A 14,981-nucleotide genomic window follows, 5' to 3' on the forward strand; every position below is an offset into this window, starting at 1 on the left:
ATGCCTTACCTAAAGACTCCTCGGCTGCCATGTGCCTCGTCGCTTCGCGAGAACAGGCGAAGGATGCGCGACCAGGTCGAACGGGGAGCGAACCGCGCGAGCGCGCGCCGGTGTGGTTCCGCACCGGCGAGGAGGCGGTCGATGACGGCGCGGAGATCCGTTGAATCGACCTCCGCGGTACCCGCCCGACCGTAGCTCTCGCGCTCAACAGCCGCTCGCAGCCGAGAGAGGTGCTCCCCGTCCGCGGCCGGTGCGAGGGCGAAGGCGGCCTCGCGGGGCGTGATGGTGGCCGGGAGGCGAAGTCCGACATCCTGGGCGGTGAGCATGACTTCGCGCCACGCCTCACCCGCGGTCCCGCTGCGTACCCGACCCGCCCTCGCCACGACGCGAACGGCGGCCGGCGCCAGCAACAGGGCCAGCAGCAGAACCAGGATGCCGATCCACCAGCCCCACACCGAGAGGTCCTTCGCCGCTGCGCCCGCACCGAACGCGGCTTCTTTCGGCAGGATTGGACGGTGATCGTTGGCGACGGACGGCGCCGGGGTGGCCGAGGACCCCGCTGCGAGTTGCGCGGGAGAGGCTGGTGCGGGCACGCCCGGAACGGCGACGTCGGCGTAGCTAGGCACGATTCCGCGGCCGGGGGTGGGTTCGAACGGCACCCAACCGACCCTGTCGAAGTAGAGTTCTGGCCACGCGTGCAGGTCCTGCGAGGTGACCCTGTAGTTGGTCTGCCCGCTCGCGCCGGCATCCATCACGGTACCGCCCTGGAAGCCGACGGCAACCCGCGCGGGGATCCCGAGACTGCGCGCCATCACCGCCATCGCCGAGGCGAAGTGTACGCAGTAGCCGCTCTTCACCTCGAGGAACTTCGCGATCACATCCATGCCGGTGCCGTCATAGCCGTCCTTGACCGGCGCATCGACCGAGTACTGGAACGCATCGCTGCGGAAGTACTCCTGCAGGGCAACGGCGCGGGCGTAGCTGCCCGACTCGCCGGCGGTGACCTTCTGCGCCGTGTCGGAGATGATCGACGGAAGATTGCTCGGCAGGGCGAGGTAGGCGCTCATCGAGGACGGCACCACGCTCCCCGCATCGGAGAGCTCCCGCGGAGTGGGATGCAAGACGAGGCTCGTGGCCTCGTAGATCTGGTTCTCGACCCCGGCGTCGGGGCTCGAGACGGCAAGGCTCGCGCTCTCCCAGTACCAGTGGCCCCAGAGTCCGGTGACGCTGGAGGTCGGGTATGGCAGGGGAAGCCACGGGCTTTGCAGCCTGCCCATCGTGATGTGCGTGACCTCCCTGGTCGTGCGGATGTCGGACGAAAGCCCCACGGGATCGGGGAAGGACCGCACCCTGTTGCTTCGGTGCTGCTGCGGTCTGTCGGGAGCCCAGGCCGATCCCGTGAACTTCTCGAGGGTCACGAGCCGAAGATAGTGTGAGGCGCCCGACTGGGTCGAGTAGGTGAGAGCGGTGGCTGCGGAGTTCGCCCTGAGGTCCTTGCCGAGGTCGATCGTGGGGTTGACGCCCGTCGCGAATGCGCCGGTCCCGCTGCCTTCCGCGACAACGGGCGGCAGTGCGAGCGGCACGACGAGCGCAGCGACGATTGCCAGCGCCCCGGTCAGGATCGAGATCGGGATGCCGCGCTGCGGTCTGGCGGCGAACAGCAACCACAGGTACCCCGCGGCCGCGAGCGCGAAGGCGAAGCCGTCGCTGAGGTCGAAGTCGGTGAGCGCGGGTGCAATGAGCAGACCGAGAAGAGGGATGCCCGCGGCGGCGGGCGCGCGCAGTCCGATCGCGAGCAGGTCGGCGATCAGGGTGATGGCGCCCACGCCCGCCACGAGAAGGAGCAGGATGCCGCTATCGACGACCGCGGGGATCGCCTGCGTCCGGATCGATTCGAGCGCCGCCTCGGTGAGCCGGCCGATGCGCTCCACGGTGCCGCTCCCGGGGATGACCAGGAGCAGCGCCGTGTCGCCGGCGAAGCGCAGCACCACGTAGGCGGCGAGCGCGAGCAGTGCCACGAGCGAAGGCAGCGGGCGCCAGCGGGCCAGTCGGCGTACGAGCGCGGCCGCACCAAGCACAACGGCGGTGACGACGGCCATCTCGAACCACCATCCGCCTCCCTCAAGCAGCACGTGCAGGGCGGTGCAGGCGAGCATGATCGCGATGAAGAGGGCGAGACTCAGTCGCGGCTCGGCACGGCGCAGCTGGATGGGGTCGATCGTCGCTTTCGCGCGGGGCTCTCGCTCAGTGCCGAACATTGCGCGACTCCAGCAGGGGCATGATCGTCTCCCACAGTTCCCCGACGCTCTCGGCAATCTCCGCATCCACGGGGTTCCAGCCGGCAATCGCGAGTTGCTCCGCGATCTCGTCGAAGCGGGGTGTCACGATGAGCGCGATCGCGAGTTCGAACCGGCGCCGCTGGGCCGCGAGCAGTTCGATCGTCGCGGGCTCGGCATCCGCGACGATGGCGAAAACGACGCCGAGGGAGACGTGTGGCCGCGGAGGCGCTGCCCCCATGACGGATTCCGCCGCGTTCGGGCTGAGCTCGGCCGCGGCGACGCTCTCGAGGAACGCGTCGACCCGCTCGGGTGACTCGAGCTGCCGCGGACCGGTCTCGAGCAGCTGCACGAGGAAGCCGCGTTGCTCCAGGTGCAGCGCGAGCGTCGCCGTCATCCTGAGCGCCCACTCGAAACGATCGCTCTGCGTCTCGTGCGGCTCGGGGGCGAACTTCCGGTCGCCGTAGCCTCGCCTCACGGTGTCGAGCACGATACACGCCTCCGCGTGGCTGCGCTGCTCCTCCTCGCGCACCATGAGTTCGCCCCGATGCGCGGATGCGCGCCAGTGGACGCGGCGCAGCGCGTCTCCCGAGCGGTAGTTGCGGGTCATCGCATCGTCGTCTCCGCCGAGCGATCGGAACCTGTGCGCGTGCACCGCACCGTCGTCCGCGGTGACGCTCAGCCCGCTCGACCGCAGCACCTCGACATCCGGAATGACGATGACGCGCTGGGTCTCGCCGACCGCGACCTCGCCGCGAGCGAGGCCGAACGGGTCGCTCAGCTCGATCACGAGTGGTCCGATGTCGAAGACGCCCCGGCGCGGGGGCGTGAACGAATGGTGCAATACCGTGGGCTCGCTGCGCCACGGAGTGCGGCCGGGAATAGCAGGAAGCCGTTCGAAGGGGGTGGTGAAGGGTCTCCACGCCAGCGCCTCGGCCCAGCGCGCGCCGGGTGCTGCATAGGGCGACTGGTTCCTGAGTTCGATCGTGCCGCTCGCGGCATGGCCGGCCACCAGCATGGGCGAGGAGAAGCTCCGGGCGACCGCCATGCGCAGCGGCCTCAGCCGCACGAACAGCAGGGCGGTCGCGGGCAGCGCGACGGCGAGCCAGCCGATGAAGAGCATTTCAGTGCGGGCGAAGGCATAGCCCAGGAGGAGGAGGACCACTCCGACCACGGCCATGGCACCCCCACGCGCAGTGAGGCGCACCTCTCTCCCGAGGGCCCGCGAGCGGGGTCGGGATGGCATGGCCTGCTCCGCTCTCGGTCTCAGGCCGAGCCGACCGCGCCGAGCGGCACCGTCGTGGCGGCGACGATCCGGCGGATGATGTCGACGACCGTGGTAGCCCCGACCCGCTCGCCGCGGCCAGATACCCGGGTAACCGGCAGAAGCCGGTGGGCGAGCACGGGAACGGCGAGCGCGTCAATGTCGTCGGGCAGCACGAAGTCGCGTCCATCGAGGGCGGCGCGGGCCTTCGCGGCGCGCACCAGCTGCAGCGTCGCTCGCGGGCTCGCGCCCAGTCTCAGCTCGGAGTCGGTGCGCGTCGCTTGCACGATGGCCACGGCGTACTGCTCGACGGCGCGGCTGACGAACACGGAGCGCACCTCGTCGATCATCTCGAGCAGGGTTGCCGTGGAGACGACCGGGGTGACGGCATCGAGGGGGCTGGACCGCTCACGGGTGCGCAGCATGGCCTGTTCGGACGCCTCATCCGGGTAGCCCATCGAGATGCGGATCATGAAGCGATCGCGCTGGGCCTCGGGCAGCGGATAGGTGCCCTCCATCTCGATGGGGTTCTGGGTGGCGACGACGCTGAACGGCGAGGGCAGCGGATAGGTGCCGCCGTCGACCGTGACCTGCGTTTCCTCCATCGATTCGAGCAGCGCCGACTGGGTCTTCGGCGAGGCGCGATTGATCTCATCGCCGATCACGATGTTCGCGAAGACCGGCCCCGGCTGGAACTCGAAGCTGCGCTCAACCTGGTTGAACACCGAGACACCGGTGATGTCTGACGGCAGCAGATCGGGAGTGAACTGGATGCGGCTGACGCTGCAGTCGACGGATCGCGCGAGCGCTCGGGCCAGCATCGTCTTGCCGACGCCGGGCACGTCCTCGATGAGGAGATGCCCCCCAGCGAGCAGCGTCGTGAGCGCGAGCTCGACCGCCTCACGCTTGCCGTCGATGACGGTCTCGATCGCTCGGATAATCTCGTCACTCAGCTGGTGAAAATCGGGTGCCACCTGGGCGTTGCTGCTGCTCACCTGTCAACCTCGCACTTCCTCAGGCGAGTCTGTCAGAAAACGTGCGGATGCGGCATGTCAATCTGCTGGGCATTCCCGCAGGCGGCGGGCGAGGTAGCGGCGCTCGGGCTCCGTCGGCGCCAGGGCGAGGGCCTCGCGGTAGGCGGCAGCGGCATCCGCGGTTCTGCCGAGCCTGCGCAGGAGGTCGGCGCGCGCCGCGGGCAGCAGGTAGTAGCCGTCGAGAGCCGCGACGCGATCGACCGCCTCGAGGCCCGCCGCAGGTCCCTTCCAGATGCCCCAGGCGATGGCACGGTTGAGGGCGACGACGGGCGAGGGGTCGATTCGCACGAGTTCGTCCCAGGCGTGCAGCAGTTCCGGAAAGTTGGTCTCGGCGAGCGATGGCGCGGTCGCGTGCTGCGCGGCGATCACGGCCTGCAGCTGGTAGCGACCCGGCTGTTCCCGCCTCAGGGCGGCCTTCAGGATGCCGACGCCCTCCGCGATCATCGCCGCGTTCCAGAGGCCACGGTCCTGATCCTCGAGCGGCACGAGGTCGCCCGCGGTATCCGTGCGCGCTTCGCGCCGAGCGTGCTGCAGCAGCATGAGGGCGAGGAGGCCCGCGGCCTCCGGCTCGTCGGGCATCAGCCCCACGAGCAGCCGCGCAAGCCTGATCGCCTCGGCCGCGAGGTCCGCGCGCAGGAGCGAGTCGCCGCCACTCGCCGAATAGCCCTCGTTGAACAGCAGGTAGAGCACCGCGAGAACGCCCGGCAACCGTTCACCGAGCAGGTGGCCCTCGGGCACTCGATAGGGAATGCCCGCGTTCCTGATCTTCGATTTCGCGCGCACGAGCCTCTGCGCCATCGTCGGCTCCGGCACGAGAAATGCACGCGCGATCTGCGGCGTGCTGAGGCCTGCGACCGTGCGCAGGGTCAGCGCGATGCGCGCCTCGAGGCCGAGCGCCGGGTGACAACAGGTGAAGATCAGCCGCAGCCGGTCATCCGCCACATTGTTATTCGTGGGTTCCTGAAGTTCGTCCATGACATCGGCTTCCGCCAGCCTCGATGCCTCGGCGAGCTTCGACCGCTCCTTCGCCGAGCGGCGCAGCCTGTCGATGGCGCGGTTCTTCGCGACGGTCGTGAGCCAGCCGCCGGGATTCGGCGGGATGCCGTCGCGCGGCCAGCGCTCCAGCGCGGTTGCGAACGCGTCCTGCGCGCAGTCCTCGGCGAGACTCCAGTCGCCGGTGATGCGGATGAGCGTGGCGACGATGCGGCCCCACTCCTCCGTGTGGGCGGCGGCCACCGCATCCGCGACGGCCGCCGCCGACGTCTCCGTCACGCTACTCGAACGGCCAGAACGGGCGGATCTCCACAAGACCGTAGGCGGCCATAGGGTGCTTGCTCGCGATCTCGATCGCCTCGTCGAGGTCGGCGCACTCGATCACGTCGATGCCCGCGATGTACTCCTTGCCCTCGACGAAGGGGCCGTCGGTGACGAGCAGGTCGCCGCCGCGCACGCGCACGGTCGTCGCGTCCTCGGCCGGCCGCAGCCGATCACCGAACTTGCGCACGCCGCGCCCATCCATCTCTTCGACCCAGTTGTACGGTGGTTCGCCGTTCTCGGGCTCGTCAGACGGCGCGGTCGGGCTGTCGGGTGCTGTGCCGATAAAGAACAGATACTGCATGGTCTTCCTCCTCGTTGAGAGCGCCTGGATGAGACGTTACGCAGTGTCTACGAACGGCGCAGCCGCAGATCGACACCTCGCGAAAAGTTTTTCTGGACCGATCTCAGTCGCTGAACTCCGTCATCACGATCTTTCCGCCGCCGTGGCGGGTCATGCTCGCCTCGAACGCCTTCGCGAGTTCCTGCATCGGGTAGCTCGCCGCGACATCCACCACGAGGCTGCCGTCCTCAACCATGGCGCTCAGTCGGTCGAGGCCCACGGCATCGGGGCGCACCCAGACATAGCGGCCGCCGTGTTCGCCGACGGTACGATCCGCGATCGAGACGTGGCGACCGTCGGGCTTTAGCAGGGCGAGGGTCGTGTCGAGCACGCCTCCAGCAAAGTCGGCCACGGCATCCACCTGTGGCGCGAGCACCCTGACGCGATCGACGAGGCCTTCGCCGTAGGTCACGGGTTCGGCGCCGAGCTCGCGAAGCCTGGCATGGTTTTTCTCGGATGCGGTGGCGATGACCCGAGCACCCGCACGCTTCGCGAGTTGGATGCCCGCGCGCCCGACCCCGCCTGCACCGTTGTGGATGAGCACGGTGTCGTCGACCGTGAGCTCGAGATAGTCGATGCAGCGCAGCGCCGTGAGCCCCGCCAGCGGCAGTCCCCCCGCCTGCTCCCAGCTCAGCGAGCGCGGCTTGTGCGCCACGATCGGGGCGGGCAACACAGCGAACTCGGCGAAGGTGCCGACCTGCACGGTGTCGCGGCGACCGTAGGAATACACCTCGTCGCCCGGCTGGAACTCCGGGGTGTCGAAGCCGACGGCCTCGACGACGCCCGCGACGTCCCAGCCGGGAACGACCGGGAAGCGCACGTCCATCAGCCCATCGAGGTTGCCGGCCATGACCGACCAGTCGACGGGATTGACCCCGGCCGCCTTCACCCGGATGAGCACGCTTCCCGGCGCGAGCCTCGGGCGTGGCAGCGGCGTGTTCTCCAGAACCTCGAGCCCGCCGTAGCGGGAGTAGCTCATGGCCTTCATCGACTCACCCATGCGCGGCCTCAGCTCGCCGCGGCTTCGCGGTGCGGGAGCTTCCAGCCCGGGCGCACGTAGTGGCAGGTGTACCCGTTCGGGTGCTTCAGCAGGTAGTCCTGGTGCTCCTCCTCGGCCTCCCAGAAGTCGCCGGCGGCAGTCACCTCGGTGACGACCTTGCCGGGCCACAGGCCGGAGGCGTCGACATCCGCAATCGTCTCTTCGGCAACGCGCTTCTGCTCGTCGCTGGTGTAGAAGATCGCGGAGCGGTAGCTCGCGCCGATGTCGTTGCCCTGGCGGTCCCTGGTGGACGGGTCGTGGATCTGGAAGAAGAACTCGAGGATGTCGCGGTACGAGATCTGCTCCGGGTCGAAGACGATCTCCACCGACTCGGCGTGATTGCCGTGATTGCGATAGGTGGCGTTCGGCACCTCGCCGCCGGAGTACCCGACGCGGGTGGACACGATGCCGGGCCGCTTGCGCAGCAGGTCCTGGGCTCCCCAGAAGCACCCTCCGGCCAGAATCGCCGTCTCTGTCGTTGCGTTCATCGTCTCTTCTCCTTCGATACCGGGCCGGGTCGCCCGCGGGCCCATTCGCATGCTAGCGGGGCCGCTATGGAAAACGCCGACCACAGTGGAATTGTTCCGCGACCCTACGAGCCCAAGTTCTGCGGGCCACGGCATCTTGTGAGCCAGTTTTAAGCCGGCGTTAAGCCATCCGGAGCTGCTCGGAGGTACAGTGCTGGTGTTTTCGGGTCAAGGCCTCGGCCGCGGCTCGAGAACAGCCATCGTGTACATCAATCCAAGAAAGGGGACTCTTCATCATGGCTATGTCTTTTGATCCTTTCAGCGAGTTGGATCGACTCTTCGGGTCACGTCAGGGGCCGAAGTTCATGCCTGTCGACCTCTACTCCGATGGCGACCGCTACGTGCTGAACGCCGATATGCCGGGCATCGATCCCGGCTCGGTCGACATCGATGTGGACGGCCAGTTACTCACCATCCGGGCCAACCGCACGCCGGAAGGGCGCGAGGGCGCGAAGTGGCTGACGCAGGAGCGACCGCACGGCTCCTACCTGCGGCAGTTCAACCTGGGTGAGGGCATCGATTCCGAGCACATCACCGCGGATTACGACAACGGCGTGCTCTCGCTGGTCATCCCGCTCAGCGAAAGGGCGAGGCCGCGCAAGATCCAGGTGTCGACGGGTACTCGCTCGGAGAGACAGTCGATCTCCAGCTGACCCTCGTGACGGAGAGGCCATCGTGCCCTCCGCCCATCACGTGAAGGAGCACCTATGTTCCTCTTGGCAGAAGCGCTGACGGAAAGCGATCCGGATGCCGTCGCGGTCATTCGCGAGGCCGAGGCCATCGTGGTCGACGCCCTCTTCGACGATGTCGCCCGATCGCTGACCGTCACCGCGGTGGCGCCCGCCCCGGGGCGCGGTCTTCCCGAACGGACAGCCGCCGCGATCGGTGCGAGCTACTATCGGCACCCCCGGGACGACCGGACGAGCGCCTTCTTCTGGGCCCGGTCGCCTCCGCTCGTGGCTGGCGCCTGAAGCGAAAGGCGCGGGGCAGCATCGCCTGCCCCGCGCCTTTCGCACGTTCCGCCGGCCTCCGTCTCAGTCCGCCGGCCGATCACGCGCGCTGGGCTCGAGGGCGCTCGGTTCGAGGGACGCAACGAGGCGCGCGAGGCCATAGTCGAACGCGCGGTCCACGTCGCCGCCCATCCTGAACGCACCCCTCAGCTCCATGCTCACGAATCCGTGGATCCAGGCGGTGAGCAGGCGCGCGGCTTCAAGGGCCTCATCCGGCCCGACCATGCGCTCGGTCACCCGGATGAGCACGGCGGTCGCTCGCGTTAGCGTCTCGACCCGAGGGCGCGCGGCCCCCGGTCCCGGCGCGAAGATGAGGTGATACGCGGCCGGTCGCTCGCTCGCGAAGGCGCGCAGCGAGCGAGCCAGCGTCGCGACGGTCTCCGCCGGGTTGCTGAGGTCTTCCGCGCCCCTGTCGAGCAGTTCGGCCAGATCCTGCACCGTCGCCTCCGCCACGAGCCCGACGAGTTCGTCTCGACTGCCGACCCGCTTGTACAGTGACGGCGCGCGTATCCCGACCCTGGCGGCGACGGCGGCCATCGTGAGAGCCGAGAGACCGTCGGCCTCGAGGATGCTGCGGGCCGCCGACAGAATCTCCCCCGCGCTCGTGCGTTCCGGTGTCGGCATCGAAACCTCCGTCATTCTTCGCGATAACTATTGCACATAGCCATCATAGCTATGTATCGTAGCTATCGACAGGAGAGACACCATGGAACTTGCACCCGGACTGCATCGCATCGGCAACGATCTCGTCGCCGCCTACCTCGTGGTCGATGAGGCGGGAATCACCGTCATCGACGCGGGCCTCGGCGGTCACTGGAACGACCTGATTCGAGAACTCAAGGCGATCGGACGAACGACGGACGACATCCGGGCGCTCATTCTCACCCACGGCGACAGCGATCACGTGGGCTTCGCCGAGCGGTTGCGTCGCGAGCACCACGTGCCGGTCTACGTGCACGAGGCGGATGCGGCGCGAGCGCGCGGCGAGGAGTCTACGAAACCGGAGTGGGGCCGGATGCGCGCGGGCGCCATCGTGCAATTCCTCGGCTACACGATCGCCAAGGGTGGCTTGCGCACGCGCTATCTCGGCGCGGTGCAAACGGTCAGCGACGGACAGGTTCTGGATGCCCCCGGCAGCCCACGCGTGATCTCGATGCCCGGGCACTCCCCCGGCAGCATCGCGGTGCACGTTCCCGCTGTCGATGCTGTCTTCGTGGGCGATGCGCTCACCACGCGCAACGTGCTCACGGGTGTTCGCGGCCCACAGCCGGCGCCCTTCACGGATGACCCGGCGCGCGCGATCGAGTCACTCGAACGGCTGCGTGCGACCGGCGCCACGTGGGTGCTGCCCGGTCACGGAGCGCCATGGTCGGGCGGGGTCGACGCCGCCGTGGATGCGGTGCTCTCCGCCCGCTGACCCTCAGCCTTCGGCGGTGCCCCCGTCCTCGGTCGCTTCGGCGTTGCCCTCGTCGTACCCGGCGGCATAGCCGTCGTCGTAGCCTGCCGCGTAGCCTTCGGCTCGCGCCTCGGCGGTGCCGAGCCGGAACATGTCGTTCTCGGGAGGTCGGACAATACTGCGCGCCCCGGGCAGGTCGAGGTCGCCCACGAGGTGCCCGAGTCCCCGCACGACCGCGACCGGAAGTGCGGCAGCCTTGCCCTTCACGAGGTCGGTCGCGGCGGCGAGTTCGTCTGCCACGGCCGGGAGCGTGACGTGGAGGACGCGGCCGTGCGCATCCGTGCTGCCTCGCAGTTCGTCGAAGACGCGGATGCCGGCGGCGCCGATGGCCACGTCGGTCTGCCCGTCGCGCCAGGGCCTGCCGAGCGTGTCGGAGACGATGATACCGACCGTCACGTCGAAGCGGGCCCGCAGGTCCGCGGCGAGCGCGCGGGCCGAGGCGTCGGGGTCCACCGGGAGCAGCAGCACGGTGCCCTCGGGCGTGTTGCTGGAATCGACTCCCGCGGCGGCACCCACGACGCCGAGACGGTTCTCGACAATGCGGGTCACTCCCCCGGGGTGCTCGCGGCTGGCCACGACGCGCACGGTCTCCGCCGTGATCGCCTCCTCGCGGTCTGCGGCGCGAATCGTGCGCCCCTCGGCCTTGGAGACGACCTTGGAGGTGACGACAAGGATGTCGCCGTCGGCGAGCGCGGTGCCTCCCTCGAGCGCGTCGCCGATGATCTCGGCGAGGTTGTCGCTGGCCACGATCTCCGGGATGCCCTCGACCGCCCACACGCTCATCACGGCGGCCATCAGCGCACCAGCTTCGGCAGCACGTCGCGCCCGAAGGCGTCGATCCACTCGCGCTGGTTGCGCCCGACGTTGTGCAGGTAGACGCGGTCGAAGCCGAGGTCGAGATAGCGCTGAATGCTTGCCCGGTGCGCGTCGAGGTCTGCCGAGACGAGCATCCGCCCCTCGAAGTCCTCGGGCCGCACGAGTCTCGCGAGCTGCTCGAACTCGAAGGGCGAGCGGATGTCGGAACGAGGGAACCGCATGCCACCGTTCGGCCATTCGGCGAGCGCGTTCGCCATCGCCTGCTCGTCGGTCTCGGCCCAACTCAAGTGCAGCCGTAGCACCTTGGTGCCTCCCCGCTTGCCCTTCCCGGCCTCCCGCGCACCCTCGTCGAAGCGCGTGAACAGCGCGGCGATCTTCTCGATCGGGGCGCCGTCGACGATCAGGCCATCCACGGTGCGGCCCGCCCGCTTTGCCGTCACAGGGCCCGAGGTGGCGACGAGGATCTCGGGCGCGACCTCGGGCATCGTCCAGAGTCGCGTCGCCTCGAGCTTGAAGTACTGCCCGCTGTGCTTCACGTCGCGACCGGCGTGGGACGCGGCGAACAGCTTGTGGATCACCTCGACGGCCTCGAACATCCGGTTGATGCGCTCCGCTGTCTCGGGCCAGTAGCTGCCGGTGACATGCTCGTCGATCGCCTCACCGGAACCGATGCCGAGCCAGGGCCGCCCGGGATACATGGCAGCGAGACTCGCGCTCGCCTGCGCGATCATGGCCGGATGCCAGCGAAAGGTGGGCACGGTCATCCCGGTTCCGAGGTCTCCCGCGGTGGTCTGCCCGAGGGCACCGAGCACGTTCCAGACGAAGCTCGCCTGCCCCTGTCTGGGCACCCACGGCTGAAAGCGGTCGGCCGCCATGACGCCGCTGAACCCGTTGGCCTCGGCGTGCGCGCTCAACTCGAGGATCTCGGTGGGGTGAAACTGCTCCAGCGCGGCGCCGTAGCCGATGTGCGGGGCGCCGACGTGCGGGTGTGCGGGCATGCATCCATTCTGTCGTGCTGCGGACGGGGTGCCATCCGCTGCCGGAAGATCGCCTCGTTCGAGGTACTCTCAACCCGTGGACGAACTACGGCGTTTGGACAACACCCACGATTCGATGGACGAGCCGCTCGGCGCCGCGGCTGCTGTTCCTCGTGAGCGCGCGGTCCGCGAACCTCGCGCCCTCGGTCGCACCGGCCGCACCTTCGACATGTGGGCAGCCGGCCTCCTGACGCTGGCCCAACTTGTTTTCAGTGCGATGGTGAGCTTTCTCGCGCTGTTGAACCAATTCAACTTCGATAGCTGCAGTGACCCGCAGCTCCGGTGCAACTTCACCCTCGGCGGATTTGCCTTCGCGATGGTGCCGGTGGCGGGTGCACTCATATTTGTGCTCACCGTCGTGGTGATCGTGGTGCGTCACCGACGCGCACGTCCTGCCTGGTGGATCCCCGTGGCGGGCGCAGGGGCCTCGGTCATCGCTCTCGTCGTCTCTATCCTGCTCACGGCGGTCGCCGTCGGTCGACCGCCCTGGTAGGCAGGTGTCATCCCTCGCCCCAGCTGCATCGTCCTGATCTGTATGAACCTCCTCCTTCGCCGCATCGTGCTCGTGATCACCGCGGCGCTCGGCGCCTTCGTCGGCGTGTGGGCGGCCGCTTTCCCGGCGAGTTTCTACACCGAGTTCCCCGGATTCGGATTCATCTGGGTCGCCGTCGACGGAGCGTTCAATGAGCACCTGATCCGGGATGTCGGCGGCCTCTACCTCGCGATCGCGGCGGCCACCATCTGGGCCACATTCTCGAGTGAGCAGGCAGCAAGCCGTGCCGTTGGGCTGGCGTGGACCGTCTTCGGAGTGCTGCACTTCAGCTATCACGCCACGCACCTCTCCGCGCTCAGCCCGGCGGATGTCGCGGGCGAGCTCATCAGTCTTGGCACGAGCCTCCTTCTCGGAGTATTGCTGTTACTACCACCTCTGTACCGCCCAACGTCCATCAGAAAGAAGACCGCATGAAACTGGCCATAGCCGGAACCACCGGAACCGTAGGAAAGCACGTCAGCGCAGCGGCAGAGAAGGCCGGCCACGAGGTCGTGCGGATGTCGCGCGCGACCGGAGTGGACATCGTCACCGGTGCGGGACTCGCGCAGGCCCTCCAGGGCGCGGATGCCGTCATCGACGTCGCGAGCGCCGCCGCCGCCTCCACCTCCGCGGCCGTCAGCTTCTTCGGCACGAGCAGCGCCACGCTGCTCGCGGCCGAGAAGGCGGCCGGCGTTCCGCACCACATCGCGCTGTCCATCGTCGGCATCGACGGCTTTCGCTCCGGGTACTACGCGGGCAAGGTCGAGCAGGAGCGCGTGGTCATGAACGGCCCCGTCGCGTGGACGATCCTGCGCGCCACCCAGTTTCACGAGTTCGCGTCGCAACTGCTCGGCCGCGCGAGCTTCGGACCGTTCGCCCTGATGCCGGTGGGGCGTCTGCAGCCCGTTGCGGCATCCGAGGTTGCGGCATCGCTCGTGCACCTCGCTGAGAGCAAGCAGTTCGGGCGCGCCGCCGACCTCGCCGGACCGCGAGAGGAGAGCCTCGTCGAGATGGCGCGCGGCTACCTCAGGGCGACGGGCACCCGACGCGCGGTCATTCCGCTTCGGGCGCCCGGCGAGATGATGCGAGGCCTTCGCGACGGTTCACGCCTGGCCGGACCGGGCGCGACACTCGGCACCCAGACCTATGCGGAGTGGCTCCAGAACCTGCCACGAACCTCTTAGGTCACTCCGCCCTCTCCGATTGCGGCAGACGGCGGGTGAGTGCGCGAGTCGACCCACCATGTGCCGCAATCCGTCGCCGAGTCGCACAGATGTCGACTCAGCCGCTCAGACCGTCGGCGGATCGAGCACCGGAATGCCCGCCGATACCGCCGCCTCACGGTAAGCGGCGGCGAGCCCCGCGAGCGTGGCGTGGGCGTTCAATCCACTCGGGTTCGGCAACACCCAGAGTTCGGCGCCCGCGATCGGCTCCGGCTGCAGCCCCACGACGGCCCTCTTGCGATCGAACGCGACGCGATACGCCGTGATGCCAAGCATCGCGACCGCCGCGGGTCGCAACTCCGCCACCCGGGTCGTAAGGTTCGCGGCGCCCGCGCGCAACTGCCCGGCATCCAGCTCGTCCGCGCGCCTCGTCGCACCAGACACCAGGCTCGTGATGCCTAGGCCGCGCGCGAGGAGGTGAGCGCGATCATCCGGATCAAAGCCCGCGGAGGCGTCGATCAGCCGGTCGACGATTCCCGCGTGGTAGAGGGCGGGATAGAAGCGATTGCCGCGCCTGCCGAAGTGCGCCTGCACCGCCGCGGTCTGAAGGCCGGGGTTGATGCCGACGAGCAGCAGACGGACGTCAGGACCGACCAGGTCGGGCAGCCCGACGCCCTTGAACGCATCCAGTTCGGCACTCGTGAAACCCACATTCGCACTGTACCCGCGCGACGGTGGGTGCACGTTCAGCCCTCGAGGCCCTTTTGCTCGCGGCGGGCGCGCAGCTCGGCCTCGAGTTGGCGGATGCGCTCGGCCTTCTCGTACGAGGCGATCTCACGGTCGAGTGCCGCCAACTCCGCCTCCGTATTGCGCACGCCGAAGCTCCCCGGCGTCACCGCTTCGAGTGGAGCGGCGGGGGCGTCCGCCTGTCGTCGTGCATCGGTCGATGCGGTCGGAGTCACGGGGCGCGCGTAGTCGCGGCCGACCGCGAACCACAGGATGGAACCCACGAGCGGCATCAGGATGACGATGATGATCCAGAACACCTTCGGCAGGTGCTTGATGCGCCACTCCTCCGCGGTGATGATGTCCACGAGCGCGCCGACCAGCACGATGAGCGTCAGCAGCGGCAGCACGAGGTACATGAGCAGCATCCTAGGGACACTTGGG

18 protein-coding genes are annotated in these 14,981 nt (G+C 68.6%); 6 read left to right on the forward strand and 12 right to left on the reverse strand.

Features of this window, described 5'->3' with window-relative positions:
* Positions 1-5: 5 nt before the first annotated feature.
* The 7 genes from ABUA37_RS11475 to msrA all read right to left on the reverse strand — a co-directional run bounded on the left by ABUA37_RS11475 (position 6) and on the right by msrA (position 7,758).
* Positions 6-2,258, reverse strand: coding sequence for a transglutaminase family protein (locus tag ABUA37_RS11475; RefSeq protein WP_349899346.1), 2,253 nt, complete (start codon positions 2,256-2,258; stop codon positions 6-8).
* Positions 2,245-3,456, reverse strand: a complete 1,212-nt coding sequence (locus ABUA37_RS11480) for a DUF58 domain-containing protein (RefSeq protein WP_349899347.1) — start codon at positions 3,454-3,456, stop codon at positions 2,245-2,247. The genes ABUA37_RS11475 and ABUA37_RS11480 overlap by 14 nt, the downstream gene beginning before the upstream one ends.
* 86 nt (positions 3,457-3,542) lie before the next feature.
* Entirely contained in the window at positions 3,543-4,535 is a 993-nt protein-coding gene (locus ABUA37_RS11485; protein ID WP_349899348.1) for an AAA family ATPase, read from the reverse strand.
* A 57-nt stretch (positions 4,536-4,592) separates the two neighbouring features.
* Complete coding sequence (locus ABUA37_RS11490) at positions 4,593-5,846, reverse strand: RNA polymerase sigma factor (protein WP_349899349.1); 1,254 nt, start codon at positions 5,844-5,846, stop codon at positions 4,593-4,595.
* Position 5,847: 1 nt separating this feature from the next.
* Positions 5,848-6,192 carry a YciI family protein gene (locus ABUA37_RS11495; protein ID WP_349899350.1) on the reverse strand — a complete coding sequence of 115 codons (345 nt, stop codon included), beginning with the start codon at positions 6,190-6,192 and terminating at the stop codon, positions 5,848-5,850.
* Positions 6,193-6,295: 103 nt separating this feature from the next.
* Positions 6,296-7,219, reverse strand: a complete 924-nt coding sequence (locus ABUA37_RS11500) for an NADP-dependent oxidoreductase (protein ID WP_349899862.1) — start codon at positions 7,217-7,219, stop codon at positions 6,296-6,298.
* Between the two features lie 20 nt (positions 7,220-7,239).
* Complete coding sequence (gene msrA / locus ABUA37_RS11505; protein WP_349899351.1) at positions 7,240-7,758, reverse strand: peptide-methionine (S)-S-oxide reductase MsrA; 519 nt, start codon at positions 7,756-7,758, stop codon at positions 7,240-7,242.
* Between the two features lie 275 nt (positions 7,759-8,033).
* Between msrA and ABUA37_RS11510 the strand changes: the two genes are divergently transcribed.
* Positions 8,034-8,450: an Hsp20/alpha crystallin family protein gene (locus tag ABUA37_RS11510; RefSeq protein WP_349899352.1), complete on the forward strand. Its 417-nt coding sequence runs from the start codon at positions 8,034-8,036 to the stop codon at positions 8,448-8,450.
* 54 nt (positions 8,451-8,504) lie between these two features.
* Positions 8,505-8,768 (forward strand): hypothetical protein, encoded by a 264-nt coding sequence (locus ABUA37_RS11515; RefSeq protein WP_349899353.1) that lies wholly within the window; start codon positions 8,505-8,507, stop codon positions 8,766-8,768.
* Between the two features lie 63 nt (positions 8,769-8,831).
* On the opposite strand, the gene ABUA37_RS11520 is transcribed toward ABUA37_RS11515, so the two are convergent.
* On the reverse strand, positions 8,832-9,431 hold the full coding sequence (locus ABUA37_RS11520) for a TetR/AcrR family transcriptional regulator (protein ID WP_349899354.1): 600 nt from the start codon (positions 9,429-9,431) through the stop codon (positions 8,832-8,834).
* Positions 9,432-9,513: 82 nt separating this feature from the next.
* Here ABUA37_RS11520 and ABUA37_RS11525 point away from each other — a divergent pair, with 82 nt between their 5' ends.
* Complete coding sequence (locus ABUA37_RS11525; protein ID WP_349899355.1) at positions 9,514-10,224, forward strand: MBL fold metallo-hydrolase; 711 nt, start codon at positions 9,514-9,516, stop codon at positions 10,222-10,224.
* A 3-nt stretch (positions 10,225-10,227) separates the two neighbouring features.
* On the opposite strand, the gene cofE is transcribed toward ABUA37_RS11525, so the two are convergent.
* Complete coding sequence (cofE, locus tag ABUA37_RS11530) at positions 10,228-11,058, reverse strand: coenzyme F420-0:L-glutamate ligase (RefSeq protein ID WP_349899356.1); 831 nt, start codon at positions 11,056-11,058, stop codon at positions 10,228-10,230.
* A complete protein-coding gene (locus ABUA37_RS11535) occupies positions 11,058-12,077 on the reverse strand; it encodes a TIGR03557 family F420-dependent LLM class oxidoreductase (RefSeq protein ID WP_349899357.1) in 1,020 nt (339 codons plus the stop codon). The genes cofE and ABUA37_RS11535 overlap by 1 nt, the downstream gene beginning before the upstream one ends.
* A 76-nt stretch (positions 12,078-12,153) precedes the next feature.
* On the opposite strand from ABUA37_RS11535, the gene ABUA37_RS11540 reads away from it, so the two are divergent.
* From ABUA37_RS11540 to ABUA37_RS11550, 3 genes are read left to right on the forward strand one after another with little or no spacing between them, the layout of a single operon-like run.
* Complete coding sequence (locus tag ABUA37_RS11540; protein ID WP_349899358.1) at positions 12,154-12,609, forward strand: hypothetical protein; 456 nt, start codon at positions 12,154-12,156, stop codon at positions 12,607-12,609.
* Between the two features lie 42 nt (positions 12,610-12,651).
* Entirely contained in the window at positions 12,652-13,083 is a 432-nt protein-coding gene (locus ABUA37_RS11545) for a hypothetical protein (RefSeq protein WP_349899359.1), read from the forward strand.
* Positions 13,080-13,832: an SDR family oxidoreductase gene (locus tag ABUA37_RS11550; RefSeq protein ID WP_349899360.1), complete on the forward strand. Its 753-nt coding sequence runs from the start codon at positions 13,080-13,082 to the stop codon at positions 13,830-13,832. Before ABUA37_RS11545 ends, ABUA37_RS11550 begins: the two co-directional genes overlap by 4 nt.
* Before the next feature lie 105 nt (positions 13,833-13,937).
* Here the strand turns inward: ABUA37_RS11550 and ABUA37_RS11555 are convergent, their stop codons facing one another.
* Both ABUA37_RS11555 and ABUA37_RS11560 read right to left on the reverse strand, forming a co-directional pair.
* The gene (locus ABUA37_RS11555; RefSeq protein WP_349899361.1) at positions 13,938-14,522 is read right to left on the reverse strand and encodes a mismatch-specific DNA-glycosylase; all 585 of its coding nucleotides are present in this window, start codon (positions 14,520-14,522) and stop codon (positions 13,938-13,940) included.
* Between the two features lie 35 nt (positions 14,523-14,557).
* Positions 14,558-14,965: a PLD nuclease N-terminal domain-containing protein gene (locus ABUA37_RS11560; protein WP_349899362.1), complete on the reverse strand. Its 408-nt coding sequence runs from the start codon at positions 14,963-14,965 to the stop codon at positions 14,558-14,560.
* Between the last annotated feature and the right edge of the window lie 16 nt (positions 14,966-14,981).

This window comes from Parafrigoribacterium soli (assembly GCF_040227235.1).
In the GTDB taxonomy this organism is placed as follows: Bacteria; Actinomycetota; Actinomycetes; order Actinomycetales; family Microbacteriaceae; genus Parafrigoribacterium_A; species Parafrigoribacterium_A soli.

Excerpts from the sequence above, each read along its gene's own strand:
- msrA (WP_349899351.1), bottom strand. The coding sequence starts at position 7,758 with ATGAACGCAACGACAGAGACGGCGATTCTGGCCGGAGGGTGCTTCTGG.
- ABUA37_RS11525 (WP_349899355.1), top strand. The coding sequence starts at position 9,514 with ATGGAACTTGCACCCGGACTGCATCGCATCGGCAACGATCTCGTCGCC.
- ABUA37_RS11500 (WP_349899862.1), bottom strand. The coding sequence starts at position 7,219 with ATGAAGGCCATGAGCTACTCCCGCTACGGCGGGCTCGAGGTTCTGGAG.
- ABUA37_RS11495 (WP_349899350.1), bottom strand. The coding sequence starts at position 6,192 with ATGCAGTATCTGTTCTTTATCGGCACAGCACCCGACAGCCCGACCGCG.
- ABUA37_RS11515 (WP_349899353.1), top strand. The coding sequence starts at position 8,505 with ATGTTCCTCTTGGCAGAAGCGCTGACGGAAAGCGATCCGGATGCCGTC.
- ABUA37_RS11550 (WP_349899360.1), top strand. The coding sequence starts at position 13,080 with ATGAAACTGGCCATAGCCGGAACCACCGGAACCGTAGGAAAGCACGTC.
- ABUA37_RS11535 (WP_349899357.1), bottom strand. The coding sequence starts at position 12,077 with ATGCCCGCACACCCGCACGTCGGCGCCCCGCACATCGGCTACGGCGCC.
- cofE (WP_349899356.1), bottom strand. The coding sequence starts at position 11,058 with ATGGCCGCCGTGATGAGCGTGTGGGCGGTCGAGGGCATCCCGGAGATC.
- ABUA37_RS11480 (WP_349899347.1), bottom strand. The coding sequence starts at position 3,456 with ATGGCCGTGGTCGGAGTGGTCCTCCTCCTCCTGGGCTATGCCTTCGCC.
- ABUA37_RS11475 (WP_349899346.1), bottom strand. The coding sequence starts at position 2,258 with ATGTTCGGCACTGAGCGAGAGCCCCGCGCGAAAGCGACGATCGACCCC.
- ABUA37_RS11560 (WP_349899362.1), bottom strand. The coding sequence starts at position 14,965 with ATGCTGCTCATGTACCTCGTGCTGCCGCTGCTGACGCTCATCGTGCTG.
- ABUA37_RS11510 (WP_349899352.1), top strand. The coding sequence starts at position 8,034 with ATGGCTATGTCTTTTGATCCTTTCAGCGAGTTGGATCGACTCTTCGGG.
- ABUA37_RS11545 (WP_349899359.1), top strand. The coding sequence starts at position 12,652 with ATGAACCTCCTCCTTCGCCGCATCGTGCTCGTGATCACCGCGGCGCTC.
- ABUA37_RS11520 (WP_349899354.1), bottom strand. The coding sequence starts at position 9,431 with ATGCCGACACCGGAACGCACGAGCGCGGGGGAGATTCTGTCGGCGGCC.